The organism is Nocardia sp. NPDC059229 (assembly GCF_042754165.1).
In the GTDB taxonomy this organism is placed as follows: Bacteria; Actinomycetota; Actinomycetes; order Mycobacteriales; family Mycobacteriaceae; genus Nocardia.
The window spans coordinates 35,699-60,893 of sequence record NZ_JBHZAK010000002.1; the positions used below are offsets into that span (position 1 = coordinate 35,699).

The following is a 25,195-nucleotide window of genomic DNA, read 5'->3' on the forward strand; positions in this document are numbered from 1 at the left end:
GTGGCCGCAGGAAAGGCAGGGGCAGGAACCGAGGGCGCCGCGACCCGGCAGGTGTGGAACATGGTTGCTCGACCTGCGGGGGTCGGGTTTGGCCTAGGCTGCTCGGCGTGAGTGCCGCTGCGTCGCGAACGATTGCTTTGCCGCACTGCCGGGTGAGCTATGCCGAGTACGGTGCGGGAGCGGGAATACCGGTTCTGTACTGCCACGGCGTGCCCGGAACACATTTGGAGGGTGAGGCTTTCGATGCGGCCGGGGTGGCGGCGGGAATTCGCGTCATCGGGGTCGATCGGCCCGGAATGGCGGAATCGTCGTTGCCCGCGGGGGAGCGGGTGGCGGACTGGGTCGGCACGGTGGCCGCGCTGGCGGATCGGCTGGGGCTGGGGCGATTCGGGGTCATCGGGGTGAGTGGTGGCGGGCCGTTCGCGCTGGCCGTCGCGGCCGGGCTGCCCGGCCGGGTTACGGGTGTGGCGCTCATTTCCGCGCCCGCGCCGCTCGGTGAACAGGCCGACGCCGCGGACCTCGATCCGGTGGCGCGCCGGCGTCGGCGCGGGCTGAATGTCCTGCGGCGGGCCCCTTTTCTGGTGTATCCGATCGCGATGGAGATGTCGCTGGTGATCCGCCGGCAGAAGGGGGTCGCGGGATTGGTTGCGCAGATGGCGGACGTGGATCGCGAGCGGGTCGAGGGCGATCCCGAGCTGGCCGACAAGCTGGAGGCCAATCTGCGGCGCAGTTTCGAGCAGGGCAGCCGCGGTTTGGCTTCCGACATTCGCCTGGTCTTCACCCGCGAATGGGGATTCCGGCTGTCCGACGTGACCGTGCCGGTGCAGGTCTGGCACGGTGAGGCCGACGGCAATGTCCCCGCCGACGATGCCCGCCGGCTCGCCGCGGCGCTCCCGGACGCCCGGCTGCACCTCGTGCCCGGTGCGGGCCACCTGCTGTTCGTCGACCGTGCGGCCGACATCCTCGCCTCCCTCGGAATCGGCAACACGCCGTGACCGGCGGGCGTCGGGCAACGGCGCAGCCGAGGTCAGAGGCCGACGAGTTCCGCAGGGGTGGACATGTCCTGCTACGCCCTGTGTCGATCGAGATGCGTTGCCGCGCTACCCCAGTGCGTGGGCGGTGGTGTATCCGAGCAGCGCCGCGCCGAGCCCCGCGATGATGCTCACGGCGACATTGAGCGTGGCGTACAGATACGAGCGCTGCTCGGCGAGACGAATGGTCTCGTAGCCGAACGTGCTGTACGTGGTCAGTGCGCCACAGAATCCGGTGCCGACGAGCGCGTAGGTGGGAGACGAGACCGCGGCGCCGGTGAGCGAACCCAGGACCAGGCAGCCGGTGAGGTTGACCGTCAGTGTGCCCCAGGGGAAGACGCTGTCGTGGCGGGTCTGGATGGCGCGATCGGTGAGATACCGCGCCGGGGCGCCGACCATCGCGCCGAGAATGACGAGCAGCGCGGTCATGCGGTGGCCTCCCGGCGTCGGGCGATCTGGTGGGTGCAGACCGCGCGGGTGAGACGGACCGCGACCAGGGTTGCCAGCAACGCGCACACCAGGGTGGCGGCCATGTAGGTGAATGCTGTTGCGACCGTGCCCGGTTGCAGCAGTCCGCGAGTTTCGTTCGCGTAGGTCGAGAAGGTGGTGAATCCGCCGAGGATGCCGACGCCGAGGAACGGGCGGACCAGCGGGTGGGCGGTGATGGTCTCGGTGACGATCACCATCAGCACGCCGATGAGGAAGCAGCCGGCCACATTGGTGAGGAAGGTGGCCCACGGGAACCCGGCGACCGGGGTGGGCCACTCCAGCGCGAGCCCGTATCGGGCCAGCGCGCCGAGCGCCCCGCCGATCGAGATCACAGCCAGGATCGCACCGTGCGATCGCGACAGTTCCTGTGGCTGCCCGGGCTGATGCAGATCGACATCGGGGTCGATCGGTTCGAAGGTCTCGACACCATGGGTCGAATCCAGCTCACTGCTCACACGCGTCTCCTACTCCAGCGCACCCCGAGGGTGTCATTGTGGGGTAGGGACTGTTGGCGGCCGGTGGCCGCGGTTGTTCCGTGAATTCGGAGCGGCGAGCCCCACCGCCGCATCTCGAACAGGATAGCGAGCCTACGCGGGTCTCCGCTGACGATGTGGGTCAGATCACGCCCCATGCGCTGCGGCTTCCGGGTGCGGACGCGGCATCCAGGGTCGCCGGCGGGTGGCCGTGCCAGCGCTGGAAGGCGCAGCGGAAGGAACCGAGGTCCTGGCCGAATTTCGTTGCGATGGAACGGATCCGGTGGGTCCGAAGGGAAGCTGGCCCAGCTGCGGGTGGTGAAATCGACGACTTCGAGCGCCGAGTAATTTGACTCGGTCACGTCCCCGGGTTCAGTATGGGTCGGTCAGCACCTCGCTAGGCGAGGCTCCTGTACGAACACAGGCCACTGATCCGACGACGTCGAGAGACGCCCAGGGTTAGGACAGATCTCCCCGGATTAAGGGGTGATCCGAAGTGGCTTCCCGTGAAGGGATACGTCGTGCAGTGCCGAAGCTCTGACGAGAGGGGTGCCCGCAATGTCACTGGTCGTGGCATTGTTTTTCCCCTCCGCCAGGTGCGACACCCGTAGATGTGGTCGACGCGCGTGCGTCCCGGCGGCAAGGAGGTGAGGGGCGAATGAGTTCCGGCGATAGTCCGTATCCCAGTCCGGTTCGAAAACCATTGTCGTTCCCGGCTTGCCGCGCACTGAGCGCTTCCTGAAGCATTCGGAATTCCGTGGCGGGCCGATCCTCCGAAGGAGTTCTCTCATGGCCGTCATCGCATTTCCGCGTACCCGTACCCCGCTGACCGTCCTGTCGGTGCTCGGCGAGTCCGCGCGGCGGGTTCGCGCGCGCCACCACCTCACCGAATCCGAGCGTGCCAACCTGCGCATCGCCCGCTCCCGGGTCGCGGTCTACACCGCCTCGCTGGGCGGTCACCCCTACCACGCGTAAGCCCTCGGGGCCGCGGGCCGACGCCCGCGGCCGCGGCGGGAGGGTGGTCTTCACAGCGGTTTCTCAGCGGCCGGGCGGCACAGTGTCGGCGTGACAAACCGTGTGACACTTCCTGATTCGGCCCGGTCCGGGCTGCCCGTCAAGGTCCCGCAGATCACCGCGCTGTTCTGGGTGATCAAGGTGCTCTCCACCGGAATGGGGGAGACCTTCTCCGACTTCCTCGTCAAGCACCTGCCGCCGCTGCTGGCGGTCGGCGGTGCGATGGTGCTCTTCACCGTGAGCCTGGCCGCCCAGATCCGCGCACCCCGCTACCGCGTCTGGACCTATTGGACCGCGGTGGTCATGGTGGCCATTTTCGGCACCATGGTCGCCGACATCGTGGATTTCGTGGTCGGAATTCCGCTGGGCATCTCGACCGTGCTGTTCCTGGCCCTGCTCGCGGGCGTGCTGCTGCTCTGGTACCGCGTCGAGGGCACCCTGGACGTGCACAGTATCGATACCCGCCGGCGCGAAGGCTTCTACTGGACCACGGTCGTGGTGACCTTCGCGCTCGGCACCGTCGCCGGCGACTTCACCGCCGCGACACTGCATTTGGGCTACCTGGTGTCGTCACTGCTGTTCGCTGTCGCGATCGCGGTGCCGGCGGTGGCCTGGCGCTGGGGCGGGATCGATCCGGTGCTCGCCTTCTGGGCCGCCTACGTGGTCACCCGCCCGCTGGGCGCCTCGGTGACCGACTGGCTCGCCTCCGACCGCAGCGACGGCCTGAACCTGGGTACCGGCTGGGTCACACTCGCCGCGGCGGTCCCCATGGTCGTGCTCATAGCGATGCTCGCGCGCCGTCAGGATCGGGTGCAGGCGGTCGGCGTGCACCCGTGACGTCGAGAAGGGCTGCAGCGCTGGGGGTTCGGGAAACCTGCCACGGTGTCGAATCCGCGCGCGGCAGGTTTCAGGGCTGTTCGCCGATATTGCCGATGACCTGGTTGAGGTGGGCGCGGCCGTCCTCGAGCTGATAGGTGACGCCCGCGATGGCGCAGCGGCCGGAGTCGACCGCGTGCGAGATGATCTGCGAGCGCTCCATCAGCACGCGGCTGGTCTCGGCCACGTGCCGGGCCTCGAGCTCGTCGACGGTGCTCAGGCCCTCGCGGCGGCCGAGCAGGATCGACGGGGTGACGCGTTCGACGAGGCTGCGGATGAACCCGCCGGGGACCGCCCCGCCGTCGAGCGCGTCGAGGGTGGCCTTGACGGCGCCACAGCTGTCGTGGCCGAGCACCACGATCAGCGGGACATTGAGGACCTGCACGCCATATTCGATGGAACCCAGCACCGAGCTGTCGATGACGTGCCCGGCCGTGCGGACCACGAACATGTCGCCGAGGCCCTGGTCGAAGATGATCTCGGCGGCGACCCGGGAATCGCCGCAGCCGAACAGGATGGCGGTGGGGTGCTGGCCGCCGACCAGCTCGGCGCGGTGACCGGCACCCTGGCTGGGGTGGACCTGGGTGCCCCGCATGAAACGCTCGTTGCCTTCGCGAAGAGATTTCCAGGCGCTGATCGGATTCGAGTGAGGCATATGTCCGATTCTGCACGTCGGCGATCGGGCGTGCCGACCCACCCCCGTCCGTTCGTGTTCCGGACGCTTGGTCCGATGACGCGCGGGATTCGGCGGTCGGACGATCATCAGTGCGCCTATTGGTTTGTGCAACAAAGGGATTCGTGACGTGCCGGGATCGGTGTGTCGCCTGGCGTGGCGCGGTGCCGGTTTACCCACCTCCGTGATATCCATTACAATCTCTTTGGTTTCAGTCCCGTTCGGCCCGGCCGGACGCGGCGGAGTTGTTCGACGTTTTCGGCGCACGGGATTGGAGACTGTGATGACGGTGTCGGCCGTGACCGATTCTCCCCTCGACCATGGCGCGATTCGCGTGCGGATCGATGCCGCCCTGCACGAATTCCTCGACCGGAAGGCCGAATCGGCGGCGGCCTGCCGGCTGCCCGCGGACGTGGTGGGTGCGGTCCGCTCCTTCTTGTTCGCCCGCGGGAACCGGATCCGGTCCCTGTTCTGTGTCCTCGGCTGGTACGCGGGCGGCGGGATCGAACTGCCGGACGCGGTGGTGCGGACCGCGGCCGCGGTCGAACTCCTGCACACCGCCACGCTGATCCACGACGACCTCCTCGACGATCGCGACACCCGCGACGGGCGGCCCACCGTGCATCGCATCGCCGCCGACCGCAGCCGGCGGGTCCGGGACGGGCACGCGGCCGAACGGTTCGGCGCGCGCAGCGCCATCGTCCTCGGCGACTGCGGCCTGGGCTGGGCCCAGGAGCTGCTGCACGGCGCCGGACTCTCCCCGGCGCAGAGCGCGGCGGCCGCGGCGGTGCTCGACACCCTGCGCACCGAGGTGAACTACGGCCGCTACCTGGAACTGGTCACCAGCGGCCGCCCGACCTCGGATCTGGATCAGGCGCTGGAGATCCTGCGCTATCGCACCGTGGCAGACATGGTGGAGCGGCCCCTGCACGTCGGCGCGGCGCTCGCCGACGCGGACGCGGACGTGATGGGGGCGCTGACCGCCTACGCCTGCCCGCTGGGCGAGGCCGCGCGGCTGCAGGACGAGCTGCGCAACGTCTTCCACGACGTCGAGCCGGTCGGCCACGCCGGCCTGCAGGATCTGCGCGAGGGCAGGCACACCGTCCTGCTCGCCCTGGCCCTGCGCCATGCCACCCCCGAGCGCCGCGACCACCTGACCGGGCTCGTGGGGAATGCGCGCCTGGACGAGTCCGGCGCCGCGCTCTGTCGCGACATCCTCTCCGTCACAGCACGTTTCGAAGTGGAGCGGATGATCGGGCAGCGCCGGATGCTGATCGGGACCGCACTCGACGACACCCGGATCCCCGAATTCGCGGCGGCGGGACTGCGCACTGCCGCCGACATGATCATCGGCTGAGGCGCGGCCGGCGGCCACCTCGCCGCCCGCGCCGAGCGCGAGTTCGCCGTTCTGACTCGTTGCCGTCGCGTAGGCCGGTTCCTCTGTTACGGTGGCCGAGGCCGGTCCCGGGATCGGCTGGAGCACAAGAGAATTGACTGGCTATGACGCATGGCGGCGTTGCCGATGGGGCACAGGCCGTGGGTGGAGAATCACGCGTGCCGCTGTACTCGGCCGAGTTCGCGGCGGATCCACATCGTATCTATCGTGAGCTGCGGGCGCGATTCGGATCGCTGGCGCCGGTGGAGCTGGCGCCGGGCGTGCCGGCCACACTGGTGATCGGGTACCGAACCGCACTGCGAATCCTCAACGACCCGGAGCATTTTCCCGCCGATCCGCGCGTATGGCAGCGCACCGCGCCGCCGGACAGCCCGGTCATGCCGATGCTCGAATGGCGGCCCAATGCGCTGCGCAGCAGTGGATCCGATCATCGGCGGTACCGAACGGTCAATGTGGCCGCACTCGACGCGGTGGATCCGCACGCCCTGCACGCCACAGTGGAACGGGTCGCGGTACCGCTGATCAACGCGTTCTGCGCGGACGGGAGCGCGGATCTGGTGTCGCAGTACGCGTTTCCGCTCGCGTTCCACATGGTCAACGCACTGCTGGGCTGCCCGCCGGCCATCGGGCAGCGCATCGCGGCCGGCCAGGCGGCGATCTGGGAGGGTGTCGACGCCGAGGCCGGGAACCAGATGATCACCTCGGCCGTGCTGGAGCTGGTCGTGCTCAAACGCGCCCAGCCCGGCGACGACGTCGTGTCGCGGCTGGTCGCGCACCCGGCGGAGCTCACCGACGAGGAGATGATCCACCAGATCGTCACCCTCTACGGCGCGGGCATCGAACCCGAGCAGAACCTCATCGTCAACACCCTGCGGCTCATGCTCACCGACACCCGGTTCGCGGGAAACCTGCTGGGCGGCAGCCTGTCCACCCGCGGCGCCCTGGACGAGGTGCTGTTCACCGACCCGCCCGGCGCCAACTACTGCGTCAGTTATCCGCGGCATCCGATTCTCGTCGACGGCGTGTGGCTGCCCGCGCATCAGCCGGTGGTGGTGAGCATGGCGGCCTGCAACAACGATCCCGCGGTCGGCGCGCGCGAATTCACCGACAACCGCGCGCATCTCGCGTGGAGCGTCGGACCGCACGCGTGCCCGGCCCGGTCACCGGCCTACCTCATCGCCCAGGACGCCATCGACCAGCTGCTCGACGCGCTGCCGGAACTGCGGCTCGCCGTCCCCGATGCCGAATTGATCTGGCGGCCAGGGCCTTTCCATCGCGCGCTGAGCGCACTCCCCGTCGTTTTCCCGCCGGCCCTGCCCATGCACGTGAACTGAGGAGAACACCGATGACCGCCGAACCCATCACCCTCGACCCCACCGGCGTCGACACCCAGGGCGAGATCGTCCGGCTCCGCGAGCGCGGGCCCGCCACCCTGGTGGAGCTGCCCGGTGGGGTGCGCGCGTGGTCGGTCACCGATACCCGCCTGCTCGAACTGCTGCTCACCGACGCCCGCGTGTCCAAGGACGCGCGTCAGCACTGGCCCGCGTTCATCAACGGTGAGGTGCAGCCCGACTGGCCGCTGTTCGCGTGGGTGGCGGTGAACAATATGTTCACCGCCTATGGCGCCGACCACCGGCGACTGCGCAAGCTCGTCGCGCCCGCCTTCACCGCGCGCCGCAGCGCCGCCCTGCAGCCGCAGATCGAGGCCATCACCGCGGAACTGCTCGACACGCTGGCCGCATTGCCGGCCGGTGAGGTGGTCGACCTGCGCGAGGCGTTCTGCTACCGGCTGCCCATCCGCGTCATCTCCGAATTGATGGGTGTCCCGGACGTAATGCTGCCCGGCCTGCGGGTCTGCGCCGACGGGCTGTTCGACACCACCCTCGGCGCGGAGGAAGCGGCTGCCAACTACTTCGAGCTCTACCATCTGCTCGGCGAACTCGTCGCCCGCAAACGCGCCGAACCCGGCGACGACCTGACCAGCGCGCTCATCGCCGCCCGCGACGACGAGGACGGTTCGCGACTGGCCGAACAGGAACTGGTCGACACCCTGCTGCTGGTCATCAGCGCGGGCCACGAGACCACCATCAACCTGCTCGACCAGGCCATCACCGCCGCCCTCGGGCACCCCGATCAGCTGAAGGCGCTGCGCGCCGGGGAGGTCGCCTGGCCCGAACTGGTCGAGGAGTCACTGCGTTTCGAGACTGCGGTCGTGCACGCCCCGCTGCGGTTCGCCGTCGAGGACATCGACTACGAGGACGTCCACATCGCCAAGGGCGACCCCATCATCGTCTGCTACGCCGCCCCCGGCCGCGACGTGAAGGTACACGGCCACACCGCCACCGAATTCGACCTCACCCGGGAGAACAAGAGCCACATGGCTTTCGGTCACGGCGTCCACCACTGCCTCGGCGCGCCCCTGGCCCGCTTGGAGGCGAATATCGCACTCCCGCAGCTCTTCCACCGCTTCCCGGACCTGCGCCTGGCCGTCCCGGAGAATGAACTCCCCGCACTGCCCAGCTTCATCTCCAACGGACACGCCTCGCTGCCCGTCCATCTCACCGCCGACCGGTAGCCCGCGCAGGCGGCGGTATCAGGGCACGATGACGGCGCGGCCGTGCATCGTGCCGCCGCCGGCCGCCGATACGCTTCCGGGCCTTTGTCGAGACCGAAGCGCTCGGTCGCGATCTCGAGGACACCCTCGTGCGCGAGACCGATCCTGATACCGAATCCGACTCGCGCCGTAGACTTTCCGTCGCTCCCGCCATCGCGGTGTCGACGGTCGGCTGGTAGCCGACGAAATCCAGCACCAGGCTCCCCGGCGTTGCCGGTGATCTTGGGGACGTTCTCGGCCGCCCGGTCGTTCGACAACACCGCCTCCTGTGCCCCAACGGATTTCGCGAACTTCAGCTTTTTGTCGGAGACGTCGAGGGCGATGACCCGCGCCGATGTCAGATGCCGCGGCAACGGCCTCAGGGGAAGAAGCGGGCGATGGCCGGTCGGAGGCGGGCGGATTCGAAATCGTCGTCGGGCAGAGCGAGTTGCTCGAGGATCAGGCCGTTGACGAGGGTGAGGAGATCGGCGGCGGCGGATTCGGGGTCGGCGGCTCCGGCGCCGCGGAGTTCGCCGGCGAAGGCGGCGCGCTGGGTGGCTCCCCATTCGTCGAGGCTGGCCCGGAGGGTGGGGCGGCGGGCGACTTCCAGGAAGAACTCGTAGCGGGCGACGGCGGCATCACGGTCGCCGGCCAGGGTTCCGGTCACATAGTCGACGAGGCGTGAAATTCGTTGGGGGACATCCACATCGGGTAAGCCATCGAACAGGGCGCGGACCTCGTCGATCTGCCGGGCGGCCAGTTGGCGCAGGGCTTCGTCGAGCAGTTGGTCGAGCGTGCCGAAGTAGTAGCGGGCGTTGCCGTGGGTGGTTCCCGCCTCCGCGGCGACGGCGCGGTGGGTCACCGCGCGGGCGCCTTCACGGGCCAGTAGTCGGATCGCGGCCTCCAGCAGGGCCTCGCGGCGGGCGGCCCCCCGGGCCATCCGCGGCTCGCGCACGGACGTCGTCATGGAGGTCATCGTACCGTCGACCTCGATTCACGAAACTTCTCCAAATGGAGAAAACTCGAGGTAAGGTGTGCGCAGTAGACACAACGGTTGGCAGCGGAGGACGGCTATGACCAACACGATCATCACCGGGCGGGTACGCACGCTCGATCCGAACACCCCGGAGGCCGAGGCACTCGTGCTGTCCGGAGGACGCGTTCTGGCAGTGGGCGACCGCGACACCATGCGGGCGGCGGCCGGACCGGACGCCCGGCACGTCGAAGCCGGCGACGGCGTGATGCTGCCCGGACTCATCGACACCCACCCGCACGTCATGCACTTCGGGATGCTGGCGGGCGGGCTGGTGGATCTGACCGACGCGGTCGATCATGCCGATATCGTGGCGCGGATCCGGGCCAAGGCCGCGGACACGCCGCCGGGGCAGTGGATCATGTGCACGCCGGTGGGCGAGCCGCACTACTTCATCCGCCGTTCCGAGCGCGATCTGCTCGAGCGACGCCTGCCCGATCGGTGGACCCTCGACACCGCGACCGACGCGCATCCGGTGCTCATCCAGGCCTGGGCGCCCCGCATGCCGAATGTGGTGGCGTTCAACACCGCCGGGCTGCGTGCCGTCGGGCTCACCGCGTTCATCCCGGACCGGGTCTGTGATGTCGAGATCGAGAAGAACGACTCCGGCGACCTGACCGGAATCCTGCGTGGACCCGTGACGAACTATTACACCTACGACCCCTTCTGGGGTCAGATCCTCACCAAACTGCCACCGCCGGACATGGCGAACGCGGTCGCCGGGACGACGGCCGAAATGGCCCGTTACTCGGCGCAGGGGGTGACCAGCGTGTACGAGGGTCACGCCATGGAACCGGAACACCTTGCGCTGTACCGGCATCTGCGTGCCACCGATGCCCTGACCCTGCGCGTCCAGGCGACGCTGGATGCCGAGTCGGTCATCTTCTACCCGTTCGATCCGCTGACCGGCGCCGAGTTCGACGACCGGCTGCGCCACCTCGCCGAGCTGGCCTCGGATCTCGACGACGATCTGCTGCGCGTCGACGGCCTCACCCTGAGTCCCGGCGGCCCCTGCTTCTCGGGCTACTTCGCCACCTACGAGACCTACTCCGACCCGTTCGGCCGTCCCACGCGCGGTGTGCGCTTCGTGTCGCTGGAGAAGGAGGAGGCATTCGTCAGGTTCTGCGCCGCCAACGACATTCGCGCGAACCTGTGCCTCGGCGCCTACCGTGAGCACGACGACTTCCTCGACATCGCCGAACGCGTGGTGCGCGAACACGATTTCCGCGACCGGCGCTGGATTCTGCAGCACGCCATGACGATCACGCGGCGGCAGGCCCGCCGCTACGCCGACCTCGGTTTTCAGGTCACCACCAGTGCGGGCTTCGCGTGGGGGAAGGGCACGATGTACGGCCAGCGCATGGGTGAGCACGTCTGGCGCGATCTGGAACCGCTGCACCGACTCACCGAATGCGGCCTGGACCTGGCGGGCGGATCGGATTGGGGACCGAAGAACCCGTGGGAGCAGATCGAACTCGCGCACACACACCGGTTCGCCGGCAGCGACCACCGCAATGACGGCCCCGACCAGAAGGTGTCCCGCGCCGACGCGCTGCACATGTGGACCACGGGCGCGGCGAAGGTGCTCGGCTGGCCCGGAATCGGTTCGCTCGCACCGGGAAACCACGCCGATGTGGTGATCGTGGACCGCGATCCGGTGACATGCCCGATCGACGACCTGCGGGACACCAAGGTGCTGCGCACCTATCTGGGCGGCACGGTCGTCCACGACAGCGGCGATCTCGCCGCAGCCGCCGAGACTCAGGAGGTGCGCGCGTGAACGCCCAGGCAATGGATCGTGTGCTCGCTCGGATCGACGGCCTGCGTGACGAATTGGTGGCTGAGCTCGCCGACGCCATCGCCATCCGCAGTGTGAACCCCACCTATCCGGACCAGGACTACGAGGACCTGGTCGGCGGCGAGTCGGAGGTCTCCGGGTTGCTGGCCGGGCTGTACCGGCAGGCCGGGGCGGAGACCGAGCTGTTCGGCAAGGCGCCGGGCCGCGACAATGTCGTCGGGGTGCTGCGGGGTTGTGGTGGCGGGCGGTCGCTGATCTTCAACGGTCATGTCGATGTCGTGCCCGCCGATGACACCGCGCAGTGGACGCACGATCCGTTCACCGCCTTCGTCGACGACACCCACGTGTGGGGCCGGGGCTCGGTGGACATGAAGGGCGGACTGATCGCACAGGCCTTCGCCGCCATGGCATTACGGCAGGCCGGGGTGCGACTGCGCGGCGATCTGATCCTGCAGGGCGTGGCGGGCGAGGAGAATCTCGAACACCACATGGGGACCTCCGCGGTCCTCGAGCGCGGCTTCACCGCGGACGCGGCGATCATCGCCGAGCCCACCGGCGCCCGCGTCCCGCTGACCGTCATGCCCGCGACTCCCGGCGTGCTGGTCATGCGCATCACGGTCACCGGGCGTTCGGCGCACGCGTCGATGCGGTCCCAGATGCGGGCCGGGCATCCCGGCGACCCCGTTGCCGCCAGCGCGATCGACGCGGCCCTGCGCATCCACGACGGGTTGCGCCGATTGGAGGACGAGTGGGTGGTGAGCCGGGTCGATCCGCTGTTCGACAAGGGCCAGTTCACCATCGGTCTCGATGTGATCGACGGTGGCGCGCGCGGCAGTCGCAATGTCGCGTTCATTCCCGACGAGACCACCCTCGACTACGCGATCTTCTATCCGCCTGCGGCACCGGTGGCGGAGATCCAGTCGGAGATCGTGCAGACGATCACCGGCATCGCGCAGCAGGACCCGTGGCTGCGCGCCAACCCGCCGCGCATCGATTGGCCCATGCACTATCCGGGCGGGCGCACCGACGGGGATCATCCGTTCACCCGGACGGTGTGCGCGGCTCGTGAACGGGCGACGCTCGACGCCGCCTTCGCGGGTGTGCCCGAGGTGCGGCCGTTCCCGTCGGCCACCGATCTGACCTGGTTCACCGCCGCCGGCATCCCGGCCGTCGGACTGGGGCCGGGCCCACTGGTCATGGCGCACGCGGTGGACGAGCGGTGTGCGATCGATGAACTGGTCTGTGCCGCAAAGACATACGCGATAGCTGCGATCGACTGGTGCGGGACGGATTGAACGCACCCAAGCCCCGCCTGGTCGTCGGCATCTCGGGGTCGAGCGCGCCGCAGCTGGGCATCACCCTGCTGCGCGCGCTCGCCGAATCCCGGGCGGTGGAAACGCATCTGGTCATCTCACACGGGGCGCGGCGCTGCATCCGGCTCGAAACCGGTTCGAGCGTCGAGGAGGTGGCAGCACTGGCGGATGTCGTCCACCATCCCGCCGACCTGGCCGCCGCCATCTCCTCGGGGTCTTTCCGGACCCTGGGCATGGCCGTGGTGCCGTGTTCGGCGCGCACGCTCGCGGCCGTGGCCACCGGGCACGGCGACAACCTGCTGGCCCGGGCGGCCGACGTCACCCTCAAGGAACGCCGGCCCCTGGTGCTCGCGGTGCGCGAGACACCGCTCAACCTGATCCACATCCGGAACATGGAGACCGTCACCCTTGCCGGGGCGACGGTGCTGCCGCCGGTGCCGGCCTTCTATCACCGGCCCCGGACCATCGACGACCTGCTCCGGCAGACCGCCGGCAAGATCCTCGACCAATTCGGCATCGACCACCACCTTTTCGCCCGCTGGCACACTCCCGAAGAGGACCGATGAACCACGCCCGCACCGATTTCCGAGCATTTCTGGACACCCTCACCGTCGCTGGGCTGATGCATGGCATCGACGAGCCCGTCGACCCGTACCTCGAGGCCGGCGCGATCAACCGCCACCTCCTCGAATCCGGGCTGCCCGGACCGATCTACAGCCGCATCAAGGATTCGATTCCGGGAATGCGCTTGGCGGCCAACATGTTCGCGACCTTCCCGGGTGTCGCGATCGCGCTCGGCCTGCCCGCCGACACCGATGTGCACGACATCATCGACTGCTATCGCGAACGATTCGGCCGCACCGCCGAACCCGTCGTCGTCGCGGAGGGGGAGTGCCAGCAGAACGTGCTGCTCGGCGACGACGCGGACCTCACCGGACTGCCCGCCATCCACGGCCACCCCGGTGACGGCGGCCGGTATCTGGGCACCTTCGGCGTCAGCGTCACCAAGGACCCCGACAGCGACTGGACCAACTGGGGCATCTACCGCGGCATGATCCACGGGCCCCGGGCGCTCGGCATCACCCTGCATCCGCAGATCAACCACGGCGGCCGCATCATGGCCGCCTACCACCGCGAGGACCGGCCCATGCCGTACGCCATGTTCTTCGGCGGTGACCCGCTCTACACGATCCTGGGCGGTCCGGGCGCGCCGCCCGGAGTCTCGGAGGTCGACATCGCGGGCGGAATGCGCGGCCGCCCGGTCGAACTCGTGCGGTGCAAGACCGTCGATCTCACCGTCCCCGCCGATGCCGAGATCGTGGTCGAGGGCACGGTGTCCCCGGGTGACGTCCTGCCCGAGGGGCCGTTCGCCGAATACCCGGGCTACCTGGTCTCCGATCCGGCCCCGGCCCCGGTCGTGCGGGTCACCGCCGTCACCTATCGGCACCGGGCGATCCTGCCGACGTGCAGCATGGGCATCCCGATGGACATGGTGTTCCCGCAGATCCAGATGGCGGCGAACTTCAAACGCGCCCTGCTGCAGGCCAGACTGCCCATCGACAAGGTCGGGGTACCCCGGGCCGGTAATGGGATGGCCGTCGTCGTCTCGACCGACACCCCGATCGCGGGACTCCCGCAGCGCATCGCCGCCACGATCTGGTCCGACGCGGCCGGTAGCAAACTCACGCCCTACGTCATCGTGGTGAACACCGATGTCGACCCCATGGACACCGATGCCGTCCTGCACGCCATCGTGGCCAAATGCCATCCGGCACGGGACATTCACGTCTACCCCGGCTTCTACAACGCCCCCTTGCAGCCCTACCTGCCGCCGGGCCCGCACCGCGCCCTCGGGGCCGACGGCGCGAACGTCCTGCTCGACTGCACCTGGCCGATCGACCTTGCACCACAGGACATTCCGTTGCGAAGCGACTTCGCGACCAGCTATCCGGAAGACCTCAAACGCCGGATCGAGCACCGCGTCGCCGCCTGGAACCTGACCCCGATCGACGTCCGCGGAAAGAACTGAGGGCTTCGACATGAGTACATTCGTGCTGATTCACGGTGGGAGCCATGGCGCGTGGTGCTGGTACAAGATCGTGCCGCTGCTCGAATCCCGCGGGCACACGGTCGTGACACCCGACCTGCCCGGCCACGGCAGGGACCGCACCCCGGCCAAGGGATTGACCGGTGCCGCCTATCTCGACCGCGTGGGATCGGTCCTGAATTCGCTGGCGGACAAGGCGATTCTGGTCGGTCACTCGATGGGCGGCGTCACGGTGAAGGCGGCCGCGGAACGGTATTCGGACCGGATCGCGGGGGTCGCCTACGTCGCCGCCGACGTGGTCGCGGGCGGGCAGTCCCTCGCCACCGATCCGGCCCTGGCGGACATCCTGGTGACGCTGGGTCCGCACATCTCGGCCGACACGGACGCCGAGACCTTCGACATCGCGCACGAGGCGGCCACGCGATACTTCTACAGTGACTGCGACGCAATCGATATCGCCCTCGCGCTCCGGCTGCTCACCCCCGAGCCGACCGCGACCATCACCAGCCGCATCGACCACACCACCGACCGATACCTGGCCCTCCCACGATTGGGAGTGATCACCTCGGAGGACGTGCTCCTCCCCGCCGAGGTCCAGCAGACCCTCTACCGGCGTGACGGCATCACCGACACGGTCTCGCTGCCCACCGGACACTCCCCATTCCTGTCCGCTCCCGGCGCGCTGGCCGCACACCTGCTGAACTTCGCGAATCGCGTGGGATAGCCCGGCGACATCTTGCGATGCGCGTTCGGCGATGGCGTGGGCCGATGAGTTTGGGCGAGTGGCGCGGTCAGTAGGGAGGAACAACGAACCGCAGCCATGCCGCTGTGAGGTGACGGGTCGATGGCCGGGCCATCGCCGAGCTCTCACCGGCAGGCTGCGCTGAGCCGGGAGGTTATTTCGAGTGTCGAACGCTATTTCTCGTGACGAGTTGTGGGCCATGGCTCACGCCGAACGTGCGGCGCTGGCCGATGATCTTGCCGATCTGACCGATCGGCAGTGGGCGGTGCGGTCGCTGTGCGGAGAGTGGACGGTGGAAGAGGTCGTCGCCCACCTCACCGCGGCGGCGAGTACCGGCCGAATCCGGTGGCTGGTCAGCGCTTTCGGGGCCCGCTTCGACTTCGAGAAACACAATGCCCGGCGGCTGGCCGAGCATCGCGGCGCGACTCCCGCGGAGACATTGGACCGGTTCCGGGCGATCATCCCCAGCACCACCGCGCCGTTCGGCCATACGGCTGCCTGGCTGGGCGAGGTGGTCGTCCACGGCCAGGACATCCGCCGTCCGCTGGAACTGCCGCGCGAGCCGTCGATCGAGGCCGTCACCGAGGTCGCCCGGTTCTTCGCCAGCCGGGACTTCACCGTCCGCAGCCGCAGCGCTATCGAAGATCTGCGGCTCGAAGCGACCGACGGACCCTTCGCCATCGGAAGCGGCCCTCTGGTCAGCGGAACGACCATCGCCTTGACCATGGCGATGGCGGGGCGAGCCGCCTATTGCGACGACCTCACCGGACCCGGCGTGGCGACGTTGCGCAGTCGTCTCTGAGACTGTCTCGAACTTCGCCACGACTAGGGCCTGAGGACGATCTTGCCGTGGGTGTGGCGGCGTTCGAGTTCGGTGTAGGCCTCGCGGACCTGTGCCAGCGGGTAGACGTTCGCGATCGGGACTTCGAGGTGTCCGTCGGCGATCAGGCCGGCCAGCTCGGCGAGTATCGCGCCGCCGGGCCCGGCCTCCGCTCCGCCGTCGGTCTTCACCCCGTACCGCGCGGCTGCGGCGTAATCGGCGATGGTGTCGATCCGCTCGGTCGCGACGCCGAGGGCGAGAGCCAGCTCGACATACCCGTTGCCGAAGGTGTCGATGAAGGCGTCGACACCGCCGGGGGCGGCGGCCTTGATCCGGTCCGCGACGTCGTCGCCGTACGCGATCGGGATCACGCCGCGGCTGCGCAGCCACTCGTGGTTGCTCTCGCTCGCCAGGCCGATGACCGTGGCCCCGGCACGGCGCGCGAGCTGGACGGCGAGCGAGCCGACACCCCCGGCGGCCCCGGAGACGACGACGGTCTCGCCCGGCGTGAGCCGAACGGAACGCACTGCGCCCCATGCGGTTACACCCGCGACGTACAGGCCGCCGGCCACCTCCCATGGGACGCGCTCCGGCTTGCGGGTGAGGTTGACGGCCTCGACGAGGACCAGCTCGGCCTGGGCGGCCCGGTTCTCCGAGAATCCGATCACCTCGTCGCCGGGGGAGTATCCGCCCACACCGGTGCCGACCTCCTCGATGACCCCGGCGAGATCGCTGCCCTGCCCGGAGGGGAATGTCGAGGGGAACATATCGGCCAGCGCTCCGGTGCGGATGACCGCCTCGCTGGGGTTGATGCCGGCCGCCCTGACCCGGACGAGGGCCTGCCCGTCGCCGGGCACCGGGCGTTCGACCTCGTCGACCCGCAGCACGTCGATTCCGCCGAACTCGTTGTACCTGACTGCCTTTGCCATGATCTTCGACTCTCCTTCGGTTCGGCGCGTCATGTCGCCGACGGCCCGGGATCCCAACTGACCGGTAGCGTCGACCACGAGGACCGGGCCGGCCGTATTCGATGACGCGGACATGGCGGCTATTCCGTTCCCGCAGGGCGGAGTTCGAGAACGGGAATGGTGCGCACGCCGGCGGTTTGGCGTTCGTATTCGGCGAAGCCCGCATACCGCCGCGCTTGCTCGGCGTAGATGCGATCGCGCTCAGCACCGGGCACTTCGCGTACCGTCACCCGATACGCCTCGGTTCCGCGTTCGATGCGTCCGTCGCCGGCGGCGGTCAAGTTGTAGTACCAGTCGGGATTGGTGGGCGCTCCGCCCCTGGTGGCGAAGACGTAGATGATGTCCGGTTCGGTGTCGTCCGGGAGGTACATCACCGGGCTGACATACTCCCGTCCGCTCTTGCGGCCGCGATGATGCAGCAGGACGATCGGCGCACCCACGAATACTCCGCCGACCTTGCCGTCGTTCGCTCGAAACTCCGCGATCGTCTGTGCGTTCCAGTCGAGCGCCTCGCTCATGTCGAACTCCTGTCGTTCACGGTCCCTGGCGTACGCCGGGATCGAGTGGCCGGCCGTCGGCGGCGACAGTGCGAACTCCCTGCCGAACGATGCGGCCTATTTGTTGCTATGTAAACAAAACCACTGTAGGTCGCCAGAGAGTTACATGTCAACAAAAAGGGCGATCCCGGGTAGGCTCCCTGTCATGGATCAGGAGTCGCTGAACGAGCCGGAGACCCGCGCCTGGGTTGCGTTCCAGCACATGCGCATCGAGATCAACGTGGTGCTGGCCCGCATGCTGGTCCGCGACTTCGGGTTGACCGAGGCGGATTTCGTGATCCTGCTCAGGCTGTCCAATACCCCGGGGCACCGGTTGCGCGCCCGCGATATGGCCGCCGCCCTGCAGTGGGAACGAAGCCGCCTCTCCCGCCAGGTCTCTCGGATGGAGACGCGCGGCACGGTCGTGCGCGCGCCCAGTGAGGGTGACGCCCGGGGCTACGACGTCGTCCTGACCGATGCGGGCCGCGCCGCCTTCCAGGCCGCCTGGCCCTCCTACGTGGCGGGTATTCGCCACTGCTTCGCGGACGTGCTTTCCCCGGAACAACTCGATGCCCTCACCGACATCGCCCGGACGATCGATCGCCATTTCACCGCGGAGCACTACCCGGGCGGACTGGATGACCCGGCAAAGGCTCCCGGCGCCCACGCGACACCAGCCGGTCTCGAGCACTACACGGCAGAGGAATCGCTCGAATCAGCTTCTTGAGGACACGGCGGTGATCGCCTCATGTCCATTGATGCCGCAACCTCGGCGAATCCGCCGGCCACCACTACGGCATCGGTTCGGGCATTCGCCCTGGCGACAGGGATTGCCAACGGGCCGAGCCTATTCGGACTGGGAGCCCGACTCTTCGTGCGCCACACTTCGGTGCCTGCCGAACCTTTCCGGCTCTAGCGTGATGATCATGTTGGATCTTCCGGTACCGCCGCTTTCGCGCTTCCACCAGTTGCACTATCAGGACGAGCCGCTGCTGCTGCCCAATGCCTGGGATTTCGCCACGGCGGCCGCGCTGGTCGCGGACGGGTACCCGGCGATCGGCACCACCAGTCTCGGCGTGGCCGCGGCGCACGGACTGCCGGACGAGGCCGGATCGACGCTGCACGAAACCCTCGCGCTGGCAGGCGCACTCGTGCGGCTCCCGGTTCCGGTGACCGTCGACATCGAATCCGGGTTCGGCGCCGACCCGCGCGAACTGGCGGCGCGACTGTGGGACCTGGGCGTCGCCGGGGTGAACGTGGAGGACGCGGTGGGCGATGCCCGCGCACACGCCGACCTGGTCCGCGGACTCAAGGACGGTGCGCCCGGACTGTTCGTCAACGCCCGCGTCGACACCTACTGGCTGGGCCGCGACCACGACACCACCCTCGATCGCGCGCACCGCTATGTCGACGCCGGCGCCGACGGCATCTTCGTCCCCGGCGTCATCCGCGACGACGACATCACCGCTCTGGTCCGGGCAATTCCCGTGCCGCTCAACGTCCTTGCCCAACGCCCCCTCGCCGAACTGGCACGCCTCGGCGTCAAACGCGTCAGCACCGGTTCCCTCCTCTACCGCGCCGCCCTCGACGCGGCCGTGACCGCCGCACGCACGGTCCGCGACGGCGGCCGAGTCGAACCGGCGACAACCTATGGAGACATCGCCACCCTGATACCCACTCCGCCGGAAGAGGATTGAACCGCACCCTCACCTGGCGAACGCGGATCCCGGAGCCTGATGGGCGACTGTGCCGCGGTGATGACCCGATCGGAGTGGCGGCCGGGTCACGCCGGTGCCCAGCGATTCGCCGTGAGGGCGTATCCGGGCAGTCCTTCCGTGGACATGGTGGATTCGTAAATGCGTTCGTAGCTGGTGCGTTCGATCCGCCAGACGCCGTCCTCGCAGCGATAGGTGTCGTTGTAATAGGCGGCGCCTCGAATGATGCTGCTGTGTTCGGGAAAGATCACGGTGTCTTCCAGACACCAACTGCCGGTGGCGGATTCGCCATCGACAGTGATCTCCGGATGGTGCACGACGTGGACAGTGATGATATTGCCGCCCAGCGCACCACGCATGTACTCCACGATCTGCTCACGACCCTTGAACTCCGCAGGCATCTCACCGGAGGGCGACCCGTAGGCGGCGGTGACATCTTCGCACAGAGTGTCGCCGAATTCGTCCCACAGTTTGAGATCCAGCGTGCGCAGATACCGATATTTGACTGCCCGAATCGCCTCGAGTGCTTCATTCCTCATGCGCTCAAACTAAGCCCGCCCTGCACCGGACAAACCGCTTCCGCTGTTCGGTTCCGGTGAGTAGGACCGTTCACACCCTCTAGCCTGCCGGGTCGACGCTGCCTTCCATTGAAGAGCGGAAGGGGCGCACCTCAGCAGGGTGAGCTGGGGCTATAGTGCCTGGGTCACAGCTGGGGATGGGCCGATTGGCTTGATCTATAGTCGGTGGGTGACTCCGGAGCTGCGCCATCTGCGGTATCTGCTCGCCGTGGCCGAGCATGGGAGTTTCACACGCGCTGCGGAGGATTTGCATGTTTCGCAGCCCACGCTCTCGCAGCAGATTCGTCAGCTCGAGCGGCTGGTGGGTGCGCCGCTGCTGGATCGGACCGGGCGTGCTGTCCGGCTCACCGATGCGGGGGAGGTGTATGCCCGGCATGCTCGGCTCGCGCTGGCCGAACTCGATGCCGCCGATCGGGCTGTGCACGATGTCGAGGATCTGTCGCGCGGGCATCTGCGGCTGGCGTACACCCCGACTTTCGCGGCCTATCTGATCGGGCCGCTCATCGCCGAATTGCGCGCCCGGCATCCCGGGATCACTCTCGATATTCGCGAGACCAATCAGGACGTGATCGAATCCGGGCTGCTGGCCGACGATATCGACGTCGGGATCGGGTTCGCGGGCGGGCACCTGCCGGGCATCGAGGCCGCCACCCTGTTCACCGAGACGCTGAGCCTGGTCGGCGCCGATCGCTGGACTGCGCGCTCGCGCCTGCCGGCGGCGAAGCTCGCCGAATACGATCTCGCCCTGCTCAATCGGGAATTCGTCACCCGGCTGCACATCGACGCCTATTTTCGCGAGCAGGGTGTGAGCCCGCGAATCCTGGTGGAGGCCAACTCGATTCACGCCGTCATCGAGGCGGTTCAGCTCACCGCGCTCGCCACCATCCTGCCCGACGGCATCGCCCGCGATCATCCGCGCCTGACGGCCGTGGCGCTGGATCCGCCGCTGCCGACCCGGATCGCGGTTCTGCTCTGCCGCGAGAACGCGTATCGCACCGCGGCCGCGCGCGCTTTCTTCGGGCTCGCCCGGGACTGGAGCGCCCGCCAGGCCGTGTGAATCCCGCCTGCCGGTCAGACGTTCTGCCGATGGCCGGTATCGGTGTGGTCTATACCCGCCGGTCACGGCAATGGTGAGTGTGAACAGGACGGGGCGGGCCGATTGACGATCGGTGTTGTGTCAACAGACACTCGGAGGCCAGCACGCGCTGGAAAACTCCTTCCGCCATGCGAAATCGAGGATCTACCCATGCTGGTTCCCGACGACACCGCCCAGCTCGTATCGCCGGTGGGTGACAGTGCGATCGCGGCGAATCCCCGCCCGGCGGACGCGGCCGGCGTCGCCTTCGCGCCCGGCCTGAGCACCCGCCTCTACAACCGGGATCTGGCTCCCACCCGACGCGCCGGCCGGCGCTGGTCGGGCTACAGCATCTTCACCCTGTGGGCGAATGACGTGCACAGCTTGGGCAATTACGGCTTCGCGCTGGGGCTGTTCGCACTCGGCCTGGGCGGCTGGCAGATCCTGGTGGCGCTGGGCCTGGGCTCGGCGCTGCTGTTCGTGCTGCTCAGCATCACCGGGTTCATGGGCTACCGGACCGGCGTCCCGTTCCCGGTGATGACCCGGATCGCGTTCGGCGTGCGGGGCGCGCAGATTCCGGCGCTGCTGCGCGGTGGTGTCGCCGTGGCGTGGTTCGGCATCCAGACCTATCTGGCCTCACTGGTGCTGCGCGTTCTGATCATCGCGCTCGCGCCCGGTGCGGCGGATTGGGACCACAACTCGATCCTCGGCTTGTCGACGCTGGGCTGGATCGCCTTCGGATCCCTGTGGGCCGTACAGACTTTCCTCGCGCAGCGGGGACTGGAGATGATCCGCAAGTACGAGGCGTTCGCCGGTCCGGTCATCCTCGTCACCATGGCCGCGCTCGCGGTGTGGGTCTTCACCAAGGCGGGCGGCTCGATCGCCTGGTCGGTCGACCACCCGCTGACCGGGTTCGCCATGTGGCACGAGATCTTCGCCGGAGCGGCGCTGTGGGTGGCCGTCTACGCGACCTTCGTCCTCAATTTCTGTGACTTCACCCGGGCATCGAAAAGCCCCGGTTCGATTGTGCGGGGCAACTTCTGGGGCATCCCGATCAACGTGCTGTTCTTCGGCGCCATCGTCGTCGTCATGGCCGGCGGCCAGTTCAAGATCGATGGCCGGGTGATCGCGAGTCCCGCCGACATCGTGCACGCCATCCCGAATACCGCCCTGCTGGTGCTGGCGTCGCTGGCGCTGCTGGTCCTGACCGTGGCGGTGAATCTGATGGCGAACTTCGTCGCGCCGATCTACGCGCTCACCAACCTGTTTCCCCGGAAGCTGAACTTCGCCCGTGCCGGACTGGTCAGCGGCATCATCGGACTGGTCATCCTGCCGTGGAATCTGTACAACAGCCCGGCGGTCATCGAGTACTTCCTCGGCGGGCTCGGCGCGCTGCTCGGCCCGCTGTACGGCATCATCATGGCCGACTACTGGCTGCTGCGCCGCGGCCGCATCGACGTCCCCGCGCTCTACAGCGAGGATCCGGCGAGCGCGTACTTCTATCGGGGCGGCGTCAACCCGCGCGCCCTGGGCGCCTTCGTCCCGGCCGCGGCGGTGTCGCTGCTGGTCGCGTTCGTTCCCGCGCTCGACGCGGTGTCACCGTTCGCGTGGTTCATCGGCGCCGGATCCGGCGCCCTGATCCATCTCCTGATCGCCGACCGCAAGGCCGCGTTCGAGGACGTCTCGGGCGAGCCGATCGCCGTCGAGTGCACCCACTGAACCCACTATCCGGGAGGTAATCCGATATGCGGATTCTCGTCGTCAATGTCAACACGACCGCGTCGATGACCGACGCCATCGCCGCCCAGGCCCGCGCGGTCGCAGCCGAGGGTACCGAGATCGTGGGTCTCACACCGAGATTCGGCGCCGAATCGGTCGAGGGCAACTTCGAGAGCTACCTCGCGGCGGTCGGCGTCATGGACGCCGTCGTCAACTACCCGGAGCCGTTCGACGCGGTGGTGCAGGCCGGTTACGGCGAGCACGGGCGCGAGGGCCTGCAGGAGCTGCTCGACGTCCCCGTCGTCGACATCACCGAGGCCGCCGCCATGACGGCGATGCTGCTCGGCCACGCCTACTCGGTCGTGACCACCCTCGACCGGGCCGTGCCGATGATCGCCGACCGGCTCAAACTCGCCGGCCTGGACGCACGCTGCGCGTCCGTCCGCGCGAGCGGCCTGCCGGTGCTGGCCCTCGAAGAAGATCCGGCGGCGGCGGTCGTCGCCGTCGTCGACCAGGCCGAGCGTGCGGTCCGCGAGGACGGCGCGGAGGTCATCTGCCTGGGCTGTGGCGGCATGGCGGGCCTGGACCGCCGCATCGCCGAGCGCTGCGGTGTGCCCGTCGTGGATGGTGTGAGCGCTGCGGTCAAGCTCGCGGAATCGCTTGTAGCGCTCGGTCTGTCGACCTCCAAGGTGCGGACCTTCGCGGCGCCGCGCCCGAAGACGGTCACCGGCTGGCCGCTGTCGGGGGCCGCTGCCGAGCTGCTGTCCACCCTTCGCGCCTGACGCTCGCGCGGTATCGTTCCCGGCGATATCGCGGGGAATGCACGCGTCCGTGCGCTGCTCAAATGGGTCATTGGCATGAAAGCGGCTCCGCGCGCGAGGCATTCAGAGTGAAACGTGCGTAACTCAACGGTAGTGTGAATCCCCGTGACCCGATTGTTATCGGGTTCGATTCAGACTATTTGGAGATCGATGACTTCCATGAAGTACACAAAGTTCGTGGCCACCGCATTCATTGCCGCCGCCGCGACCGGTATCGCCGCGGGCACCGGCTACGCCGTCCCCGTCGACCCCGCCCCGGCGGTGGAGCAGTCCCCGTCGACGCTGCACGGCAACCAGCAGGGCGTCGACTACAGCGTGGCGCTCACCGACGCGAACGACATCGTCACCCAGGTGACCGGCGGCCGGTTCAGCCTGGATACGGCCAGCCAGACCGTGTTCCTGAAGAACCAGGCCGGCGATGTGGTGACCCAGGTGCCGCTGAACGGCACGCTGGCGGGCAAGCAGTATGGCCTCACCGCCGCCATCGACACCGCGGGCACCCAGCTGACCCTGACCCCGGTCTCGGCGCCGGTGTCGACCGCCAAGGACATCGACTCGCAGGCCGACTTCTTCGGTCAGCTGCAGCACGCCGCGCTGGGCGGCATCATCGGCGGCATCCTGGGCGCCTTCCTGTTCGGGATCGGCGCGATTCCCGGCGCGATCATCGGACTGCTGATCGCCGGCGGCCAGCCGCTGATCGACTCGGGCTCGGCCTATTTCAGCGGGCAGCCCTGAAAACGCTGATTCTCGGCGGCACCCGGGAAGCCCGGGAACTCGCCGATATCGCGTCGGGCGAGCGAGGATTCGACATCGTGTCCTCGCTCGCCGGGCGCGTGCGCGACCCCGTACTGCCGGTCGGCGAGGTGCGCTTGGGGGGCTTCGGGGGCGTCGCCGGTCTGCGGGAGTGGTTGCGCGGCAATGGAATCGAGGTCGCGGTGGATGCCACGCACCCGTTCGCCGGGGGAATCACCGCCAATGCCGCGGCCGCGGCCGCGAGTCTCGGGATACCGGTGCTGCACGTGCGGCGGCCGGGATGGACCGAGCAGCCCGGGGATCGATGGATGCGCGTTCCGGACCTGGCGCTCGCGGCGGAAGCCGCCGCGGCCCTGGGGAAACGAGTCTTCCTCACCATCGGCCGCCAGGGCGTGGCCGCGTTCGCGCACTCGGACGCGTGGTTCCTGATCCGGGCCATCGACCCGCCCGACGGGGCGATGCCGGTCGATCACGAATTGCTCCTCGCCCGTGGGCCATTCAGTGTCGCTGACGAGGCCGTGCTGCTGACCGAACAGCGCATCGACGTCATGGTGACCAAGGACAGCGGGGGAGCGCTGACCGAGGCCAAACTCACCGCCGCGCGCGAGCTCGGCATACCGGTCGTGATGATCGACCGGCCGCCGCTGCCCGCGGGCGCGGAGCAAGTGGAAACCGTTGCGGCAGCCTGGGATTGGCTGCTTGCCCGGCGTGGAACGGGAAGCTAGCCGGGGC

The 25,195-nt window shown here is 68.5% G+C and carries 26 protein-coding genes and 1 riboswitch; of the genes, 19 read left to right on the forward strand and 7 right to left on the reverse strand.

The genetic code is table 11. The features are described 5' to 3' along the window. Window positions 1–107 precede the first annotated feature (107 nt). Window positions 108–995, forward strand: a complete 888-nt coding sequence (locus ACFXHE_RS06485; RefSeq protein WP_379380519.1) for an alpha/beta fold hydrolase — start codon at window positions 108–110, stop codon at window positions 993–995. Between the two features lie 105 nt (window positions 996–1,100). Here ACFXHE_RS06485 and crcB read toward each other — a convergent pair whose 3' ends face one another. Together crcB and ACFXHE_RS06495 are read right to left on the reverse strand one after the other, a co-directional pair. Further along, entirely contained in the window at window positions 1,101–1,460 is a 360-nt protein-coding gene (gene crcB, locus ACFXHE_RS06490; protein ID WP_379380521.1) for a fluoride efflux transporter CrcB, read from the reverse strand. Further along, window positions 1,457–1,975 (reverse strand): fluoride efflux transporter FluC, encoded by a 519-nt coding sequence (locus tag ACFXHE_RS06495; RefSeq protein ID WP_379380522.1) that lies wholly within the window; start codon window positions 1,973–1,975, stop codon window positions 1,457–1,459. The genes crcB and ACFXHE_RS06495 overlap by 4 nt, the downstream gene beginning before the upstream one ends. A gap of 404 nt (window positions 1,976–2,379) precedes the next feature. After that, a riboswitch (M-box (ykoK) riboswitch) is annotated at window positions 2,380–2,549 on the forward strand. A 233-nt stretch (window positions 2,550–2,782) separates the two neighbouring features. Here ACFXHE_RS06495 and ACFXHE_RS06500 point away from each other — a divergent pair. Together ACFXHE_RS06500 and ACFXHE_RS06505 are read left to right on the forward strand one after the other, a co-directional pair. Further along, a complete protein-coding gene (locus ACFXHE_RS06500; RefSeq protein ID WP_379380523.1) occupies window positions 2,783–2,968 on the forward strand; it encodes a hypothetical protein in 186 nt (61 codons plus the stop codon). 90 nt (window positions 2,969–3,058) lie between these two features. Continuing rightward, window positions 3,059–3,844, forward strand: a complete 786-nt coding sequence (locus ACFXHE_RS06505; RefSeq protein WP_379380525.1) for a hypothetical protein — start codon at window positions 3,059–3,061, stop codon at window positions 3,842–3,844. A 70-nt stretch (window positions 3,845–3,914) separates the two neighbouring features. Here the strand turns inward: ACFXHE_RS06505 and ACFXHE_RS06510 are convergent, their stop codons facing one another. Beyond that, a complete protein-coding gene (locus ACFXHE_RS06510; RefSeq protein ID WP_364609999.1) occupies window positions 3,915–4,538 on the reverse strand; it encodes a carbonic anhydrase in 624 nt (207 codons plus the stop codon). Between the two features lie 316 nt (window positions 4,539–4,854). Between ACFXHE_RS06510 and ACFXHE_RS06515 the strand changes: the two genes are divergently transcribed. The 3 genes from ACFXHE_RS06515 to ACFXHE_RS06525 all read left to right on the forward strand — a co-directional run bounded on the left by ACFXHE_RS06515 (window position 4,855) and on the right by ACFXHE_RS06525 (window position 8,527). Beyond that, a complete protein-coding gene (locus ACFXHE_RS06515; protein WP_379380527.1) occupies window positions 4,855–5,913 on the forward strand; it encodes a polyprenyl synthetase family protein in 1,059 nt (352 codons plus the stop codon). Between the two features lie 143 nt (window positions 5,914–6,056). Next, window positions 6,057–7,286 carry a cytochrome P450 gene (locus ACFXHE_RS06520; protein WP_379380529.1) on the forward strand — a complete coding sequence of 410 codons (1,230 nt, stop codon included), beginning with the start codon at window positions 6,057–6,059 and terminating at the stop codon, window positions 7,284–7,286. Window positions 7,287–7,297: 11 nt separating this feature from the next. Continuing rightward, entirely contained in the window at window positions 7,298–8,527 is a 1,230-nt protein-coding gene (locus ACFXHE_RS06525) for a cytochrome P450 (protein ID WP_379380531.1), read from the forward strand. Between the two features lie 397 nt (window positions 8,528–8,924). Here ACFXHE_RS06525 and ACFXHE_RS06530 read toward each other — a convergent pair whose 3' ends face one another. Further along, on the reverse strand, window positions 8,925–9,512 hold the full coding sequence (locus tag ACFXHE_RS06530; protein ID WP_379380532.1) for a TetR/AcrR family transcriptional regulator: 588 nt from the start codon (window positions 9,510–9,512) through the stop codon (window positions 8,925–8,927). A gap of 106 nt (window positions 9,513–9,618) precedes the next feature. Between ACFXHE_RS06530 and ACFXHE_RS06535 the strand changes: the two genes are divergently transcribed. The 6 genes from ACFXHE_RS06535 to ACFXHE_RS06560 all read left to right on the forward strand — a co-directional run bounded on the left by ACFXHE_RS06535 (window position 9,619) and on the right by ACFXHE_RS06560 (window position 16,280). Further along, complete coding sequence (locus tag ACFXHE_RS06535) at window positions 9,619–11,358, forward strand: amidohydrolase (protein ID WP_379380534.1); 1,740 nt, start codon at window positions 9,619–9,621, stop codon at window positions 11,356–11,358. Then, the gene (locus ACFXHE_RS06540; protein WP_379380536.1) at window positions 11,355–12,671 is read left to right on the forward strand and encodes a M20 family metallopeptidase; all 1,317 of its coding nucleotides are present in this window, start codon (window positions 11,355–11,357) and stop codon (window positions 12,669–12,671) included. The genes ACFXHE_RS06535 and ACFXHE_RS06540 overlap by 4 nt, the downstream gene beginning before the upstream one ends. After that, on the forward strand, window positions 12,656–13,255 hold the full coding sequence (locus ACFXHE_RS06545; RefSeq protein WP_379380538.1) for a UbiX family flavin prenyltransferase: 600 nt from the start codon (window positions 12,656–12,658) through the stop codon (window positions 13,253–13,255). Before ACFXHE_RS06540 ends, ACFXHE_RS06545 begins: the two co-directional genes overlap by 16 nt. Further along, a complete protein-coding gene (locus tag ACFXHE_RS06550; RefSeq protein WP_379380539.1) occupies window positions 13,252–14,718 on the forward strand; it encodes a UbiD family decarboxylase in 1,467 nt (488 codons plus the stop codon). The genes ACFXHE_RS06545 and ACFXHE_RS06550 overlap by 4 nt, the downstream gene beginning before the upstream one ends. A 10-nt stretch (window positions 14,719–14,728) precedes the next feature. Continuing rightward, window positions 14,729–15,460, forward strand: a complete 732-nt coding sequence (locus tag ACFXHE_RS06555; RefSeq protein WP_379380541.1) for an alpha/beta fold hydrolase — start codon at window positions 14,729–14,731, stop codon at window positions 15,458–15,460. 181 nt (window positions 15,461–15,641) lie between these two features. Beyond that, window positions 15,642–16,280, forward strand: coding sequence for a maleylpyruvate isomerase family mycothiol-dependent enzyme (locus tag ACFXHE_RS06560; RefSeq protein ID WP_379380543.1), 639 nt, complete (start codon window positions 15,642–15,644; stop codon window positions 16,278–16,280). Between the two features lie 23 nt (window positions 16,281–16,303). On the opposite strand, the gene ACFXHE_RS06565 is transcribed toward ACFXHE_RS06560, so the two are convergent. Continuing rightward, a complete protein-coding gene (locus ACFXHE_RS06565) occupies window positions 16,304–17,227 on the reverse strand; it encodes an NADP-dependent oxidoreductase (RefSeq protein WP_379380545.1) in 924 nt (307 codons plus the stop codon). 119 nt (window positions 17,228–17,346) lie between these two features. Then, complete coding sequence (locus ACFXHE_RS06570) at window positions 17,347–17,784, reverse strand: nitroreductase family deazaflavin-dependent oxidoreductase (protein ID WP_379380547.1); 438 nt, start codon at window positions 17,782–17,784, stop codon at window positions 17,347–17,349. Between the two features lie 184 nt (window positions 17,785–17,968). Here ACFXHE_RS06570 and ACFXHE_RS06575 point away from each other — a divergent pair, with 184 nt between their 5' ends. Continuing rightward, window positions 17,969–18,529, forward strand: a complete 561-nt coding sequence (locus tag ACFXHE_RS06575) for a MarR family winged helix-turn-helix transcriptional regulator (protein WP_379380549.1) — start codon at window positions 17,969–17,971, stop codon at window positions 18,527–18,529. 199 nt (window positions 18,530–18,728) lie between these two features. Then, complete coding sequence (locus tag ACFXHE_RS06580) at window positions 18,729–19,499, forward strand: isocitrate lyase/phosphoenolpyruvate mutase family protein (protein ID WP_379380551.1); 771 nt, start codon at window positions 18,729–18,731, stop codon at window positions 19,497–19,499. Between the two features lie 86 nt (window positions 19,500–19,585). Here ACFXHE_RS06580 and ACFXHE_RS06585 read toward each other — a convergent pair whose 3' ends face one another. Further along, the gene (locus tag ACFXHE_RS06585) at window positions 19,586–20,056 is read right to left on the reverse strand and encodes a nuclear transport factor 2 family protein (RefSeq protein ID WP_379380553.1); all 471 of its coding nucleotides are present in this window, start codon (window positions 20,054–20,056) and stop codon (window positions 19,586–19,588) included. A gap of 208 nt (window positions 20,057–20,264) precedes the next feature. Between ACFXHE_RS06585 and cynR the strand changes: the two genes are divergently transcribed. The 5 genes from cynR to ACFXHE_RS06610 all read left to right on the forward strand — a co-directional run bounded on the left by cynR (window position 20,265) and on the right by ACFXHE_RS06610 (window position 25,188). After that, entirely contained in the window at window positions 20,265–21,152 is an 888-nt protein-coding gene (gene cynR / locus ACFXHE_RS06590) for a transcriptional regulator CynR (RefSeq protein ID WP_379380555.1), read from the forward strand. A 189-nt stretch (window positions 21,153–21,341) separates the two neighbouring features. Continuing rightward, entirely contained in the window at window positions 21,342–22,889 is a 1,548-nt protein-coding gene (locus tag ACFXHE_RS06595) for an NCS1 family nucleobase:cation symporter-1 (RefSeq protein ID WP_379380557.1), read from the forward strand. 26 nt (window positions 22,890–22,915) lie between these two features. Continuing rightward, a complete protein-coding gene (locus tag ACFXHE_RS06600; protein WP_379380559.1) occupies window positions 22,916–23,671 on the forward strand; it encodes an aspartate/glutamate racemase family protein in 756 nt (251 codons plus the stop codon). 198 nt (window positions 23,672–23,869) lie between these two features. Continuing rightward, window positions 23,870–24,445: a hypothetical protein gene (locus ACFXHE_RS06605; RefSeq protein WP_379380561.1), complete on the forward strand. Its 576-nt coding sequence runs from the start codon at window positions 23,870–23,872 to the stop codon at window positions 24,443–24,445. After that, entirely contained in the window at window positions 24,442–25,188 is a 747-nt protein-coding gene (locus ACFXHE_RS06610) for a cobalt-precorrin-6A reductase (RefSeq protein WP_379381385.1), read from the forward strand. Before ACFXHE_RS06605 ends, ACFXHE_RS06610 begins: the two co-directional genes overlap by 4 nt. Window positions 25,189–25,195 lie beyond the last annotated feature (7 nt).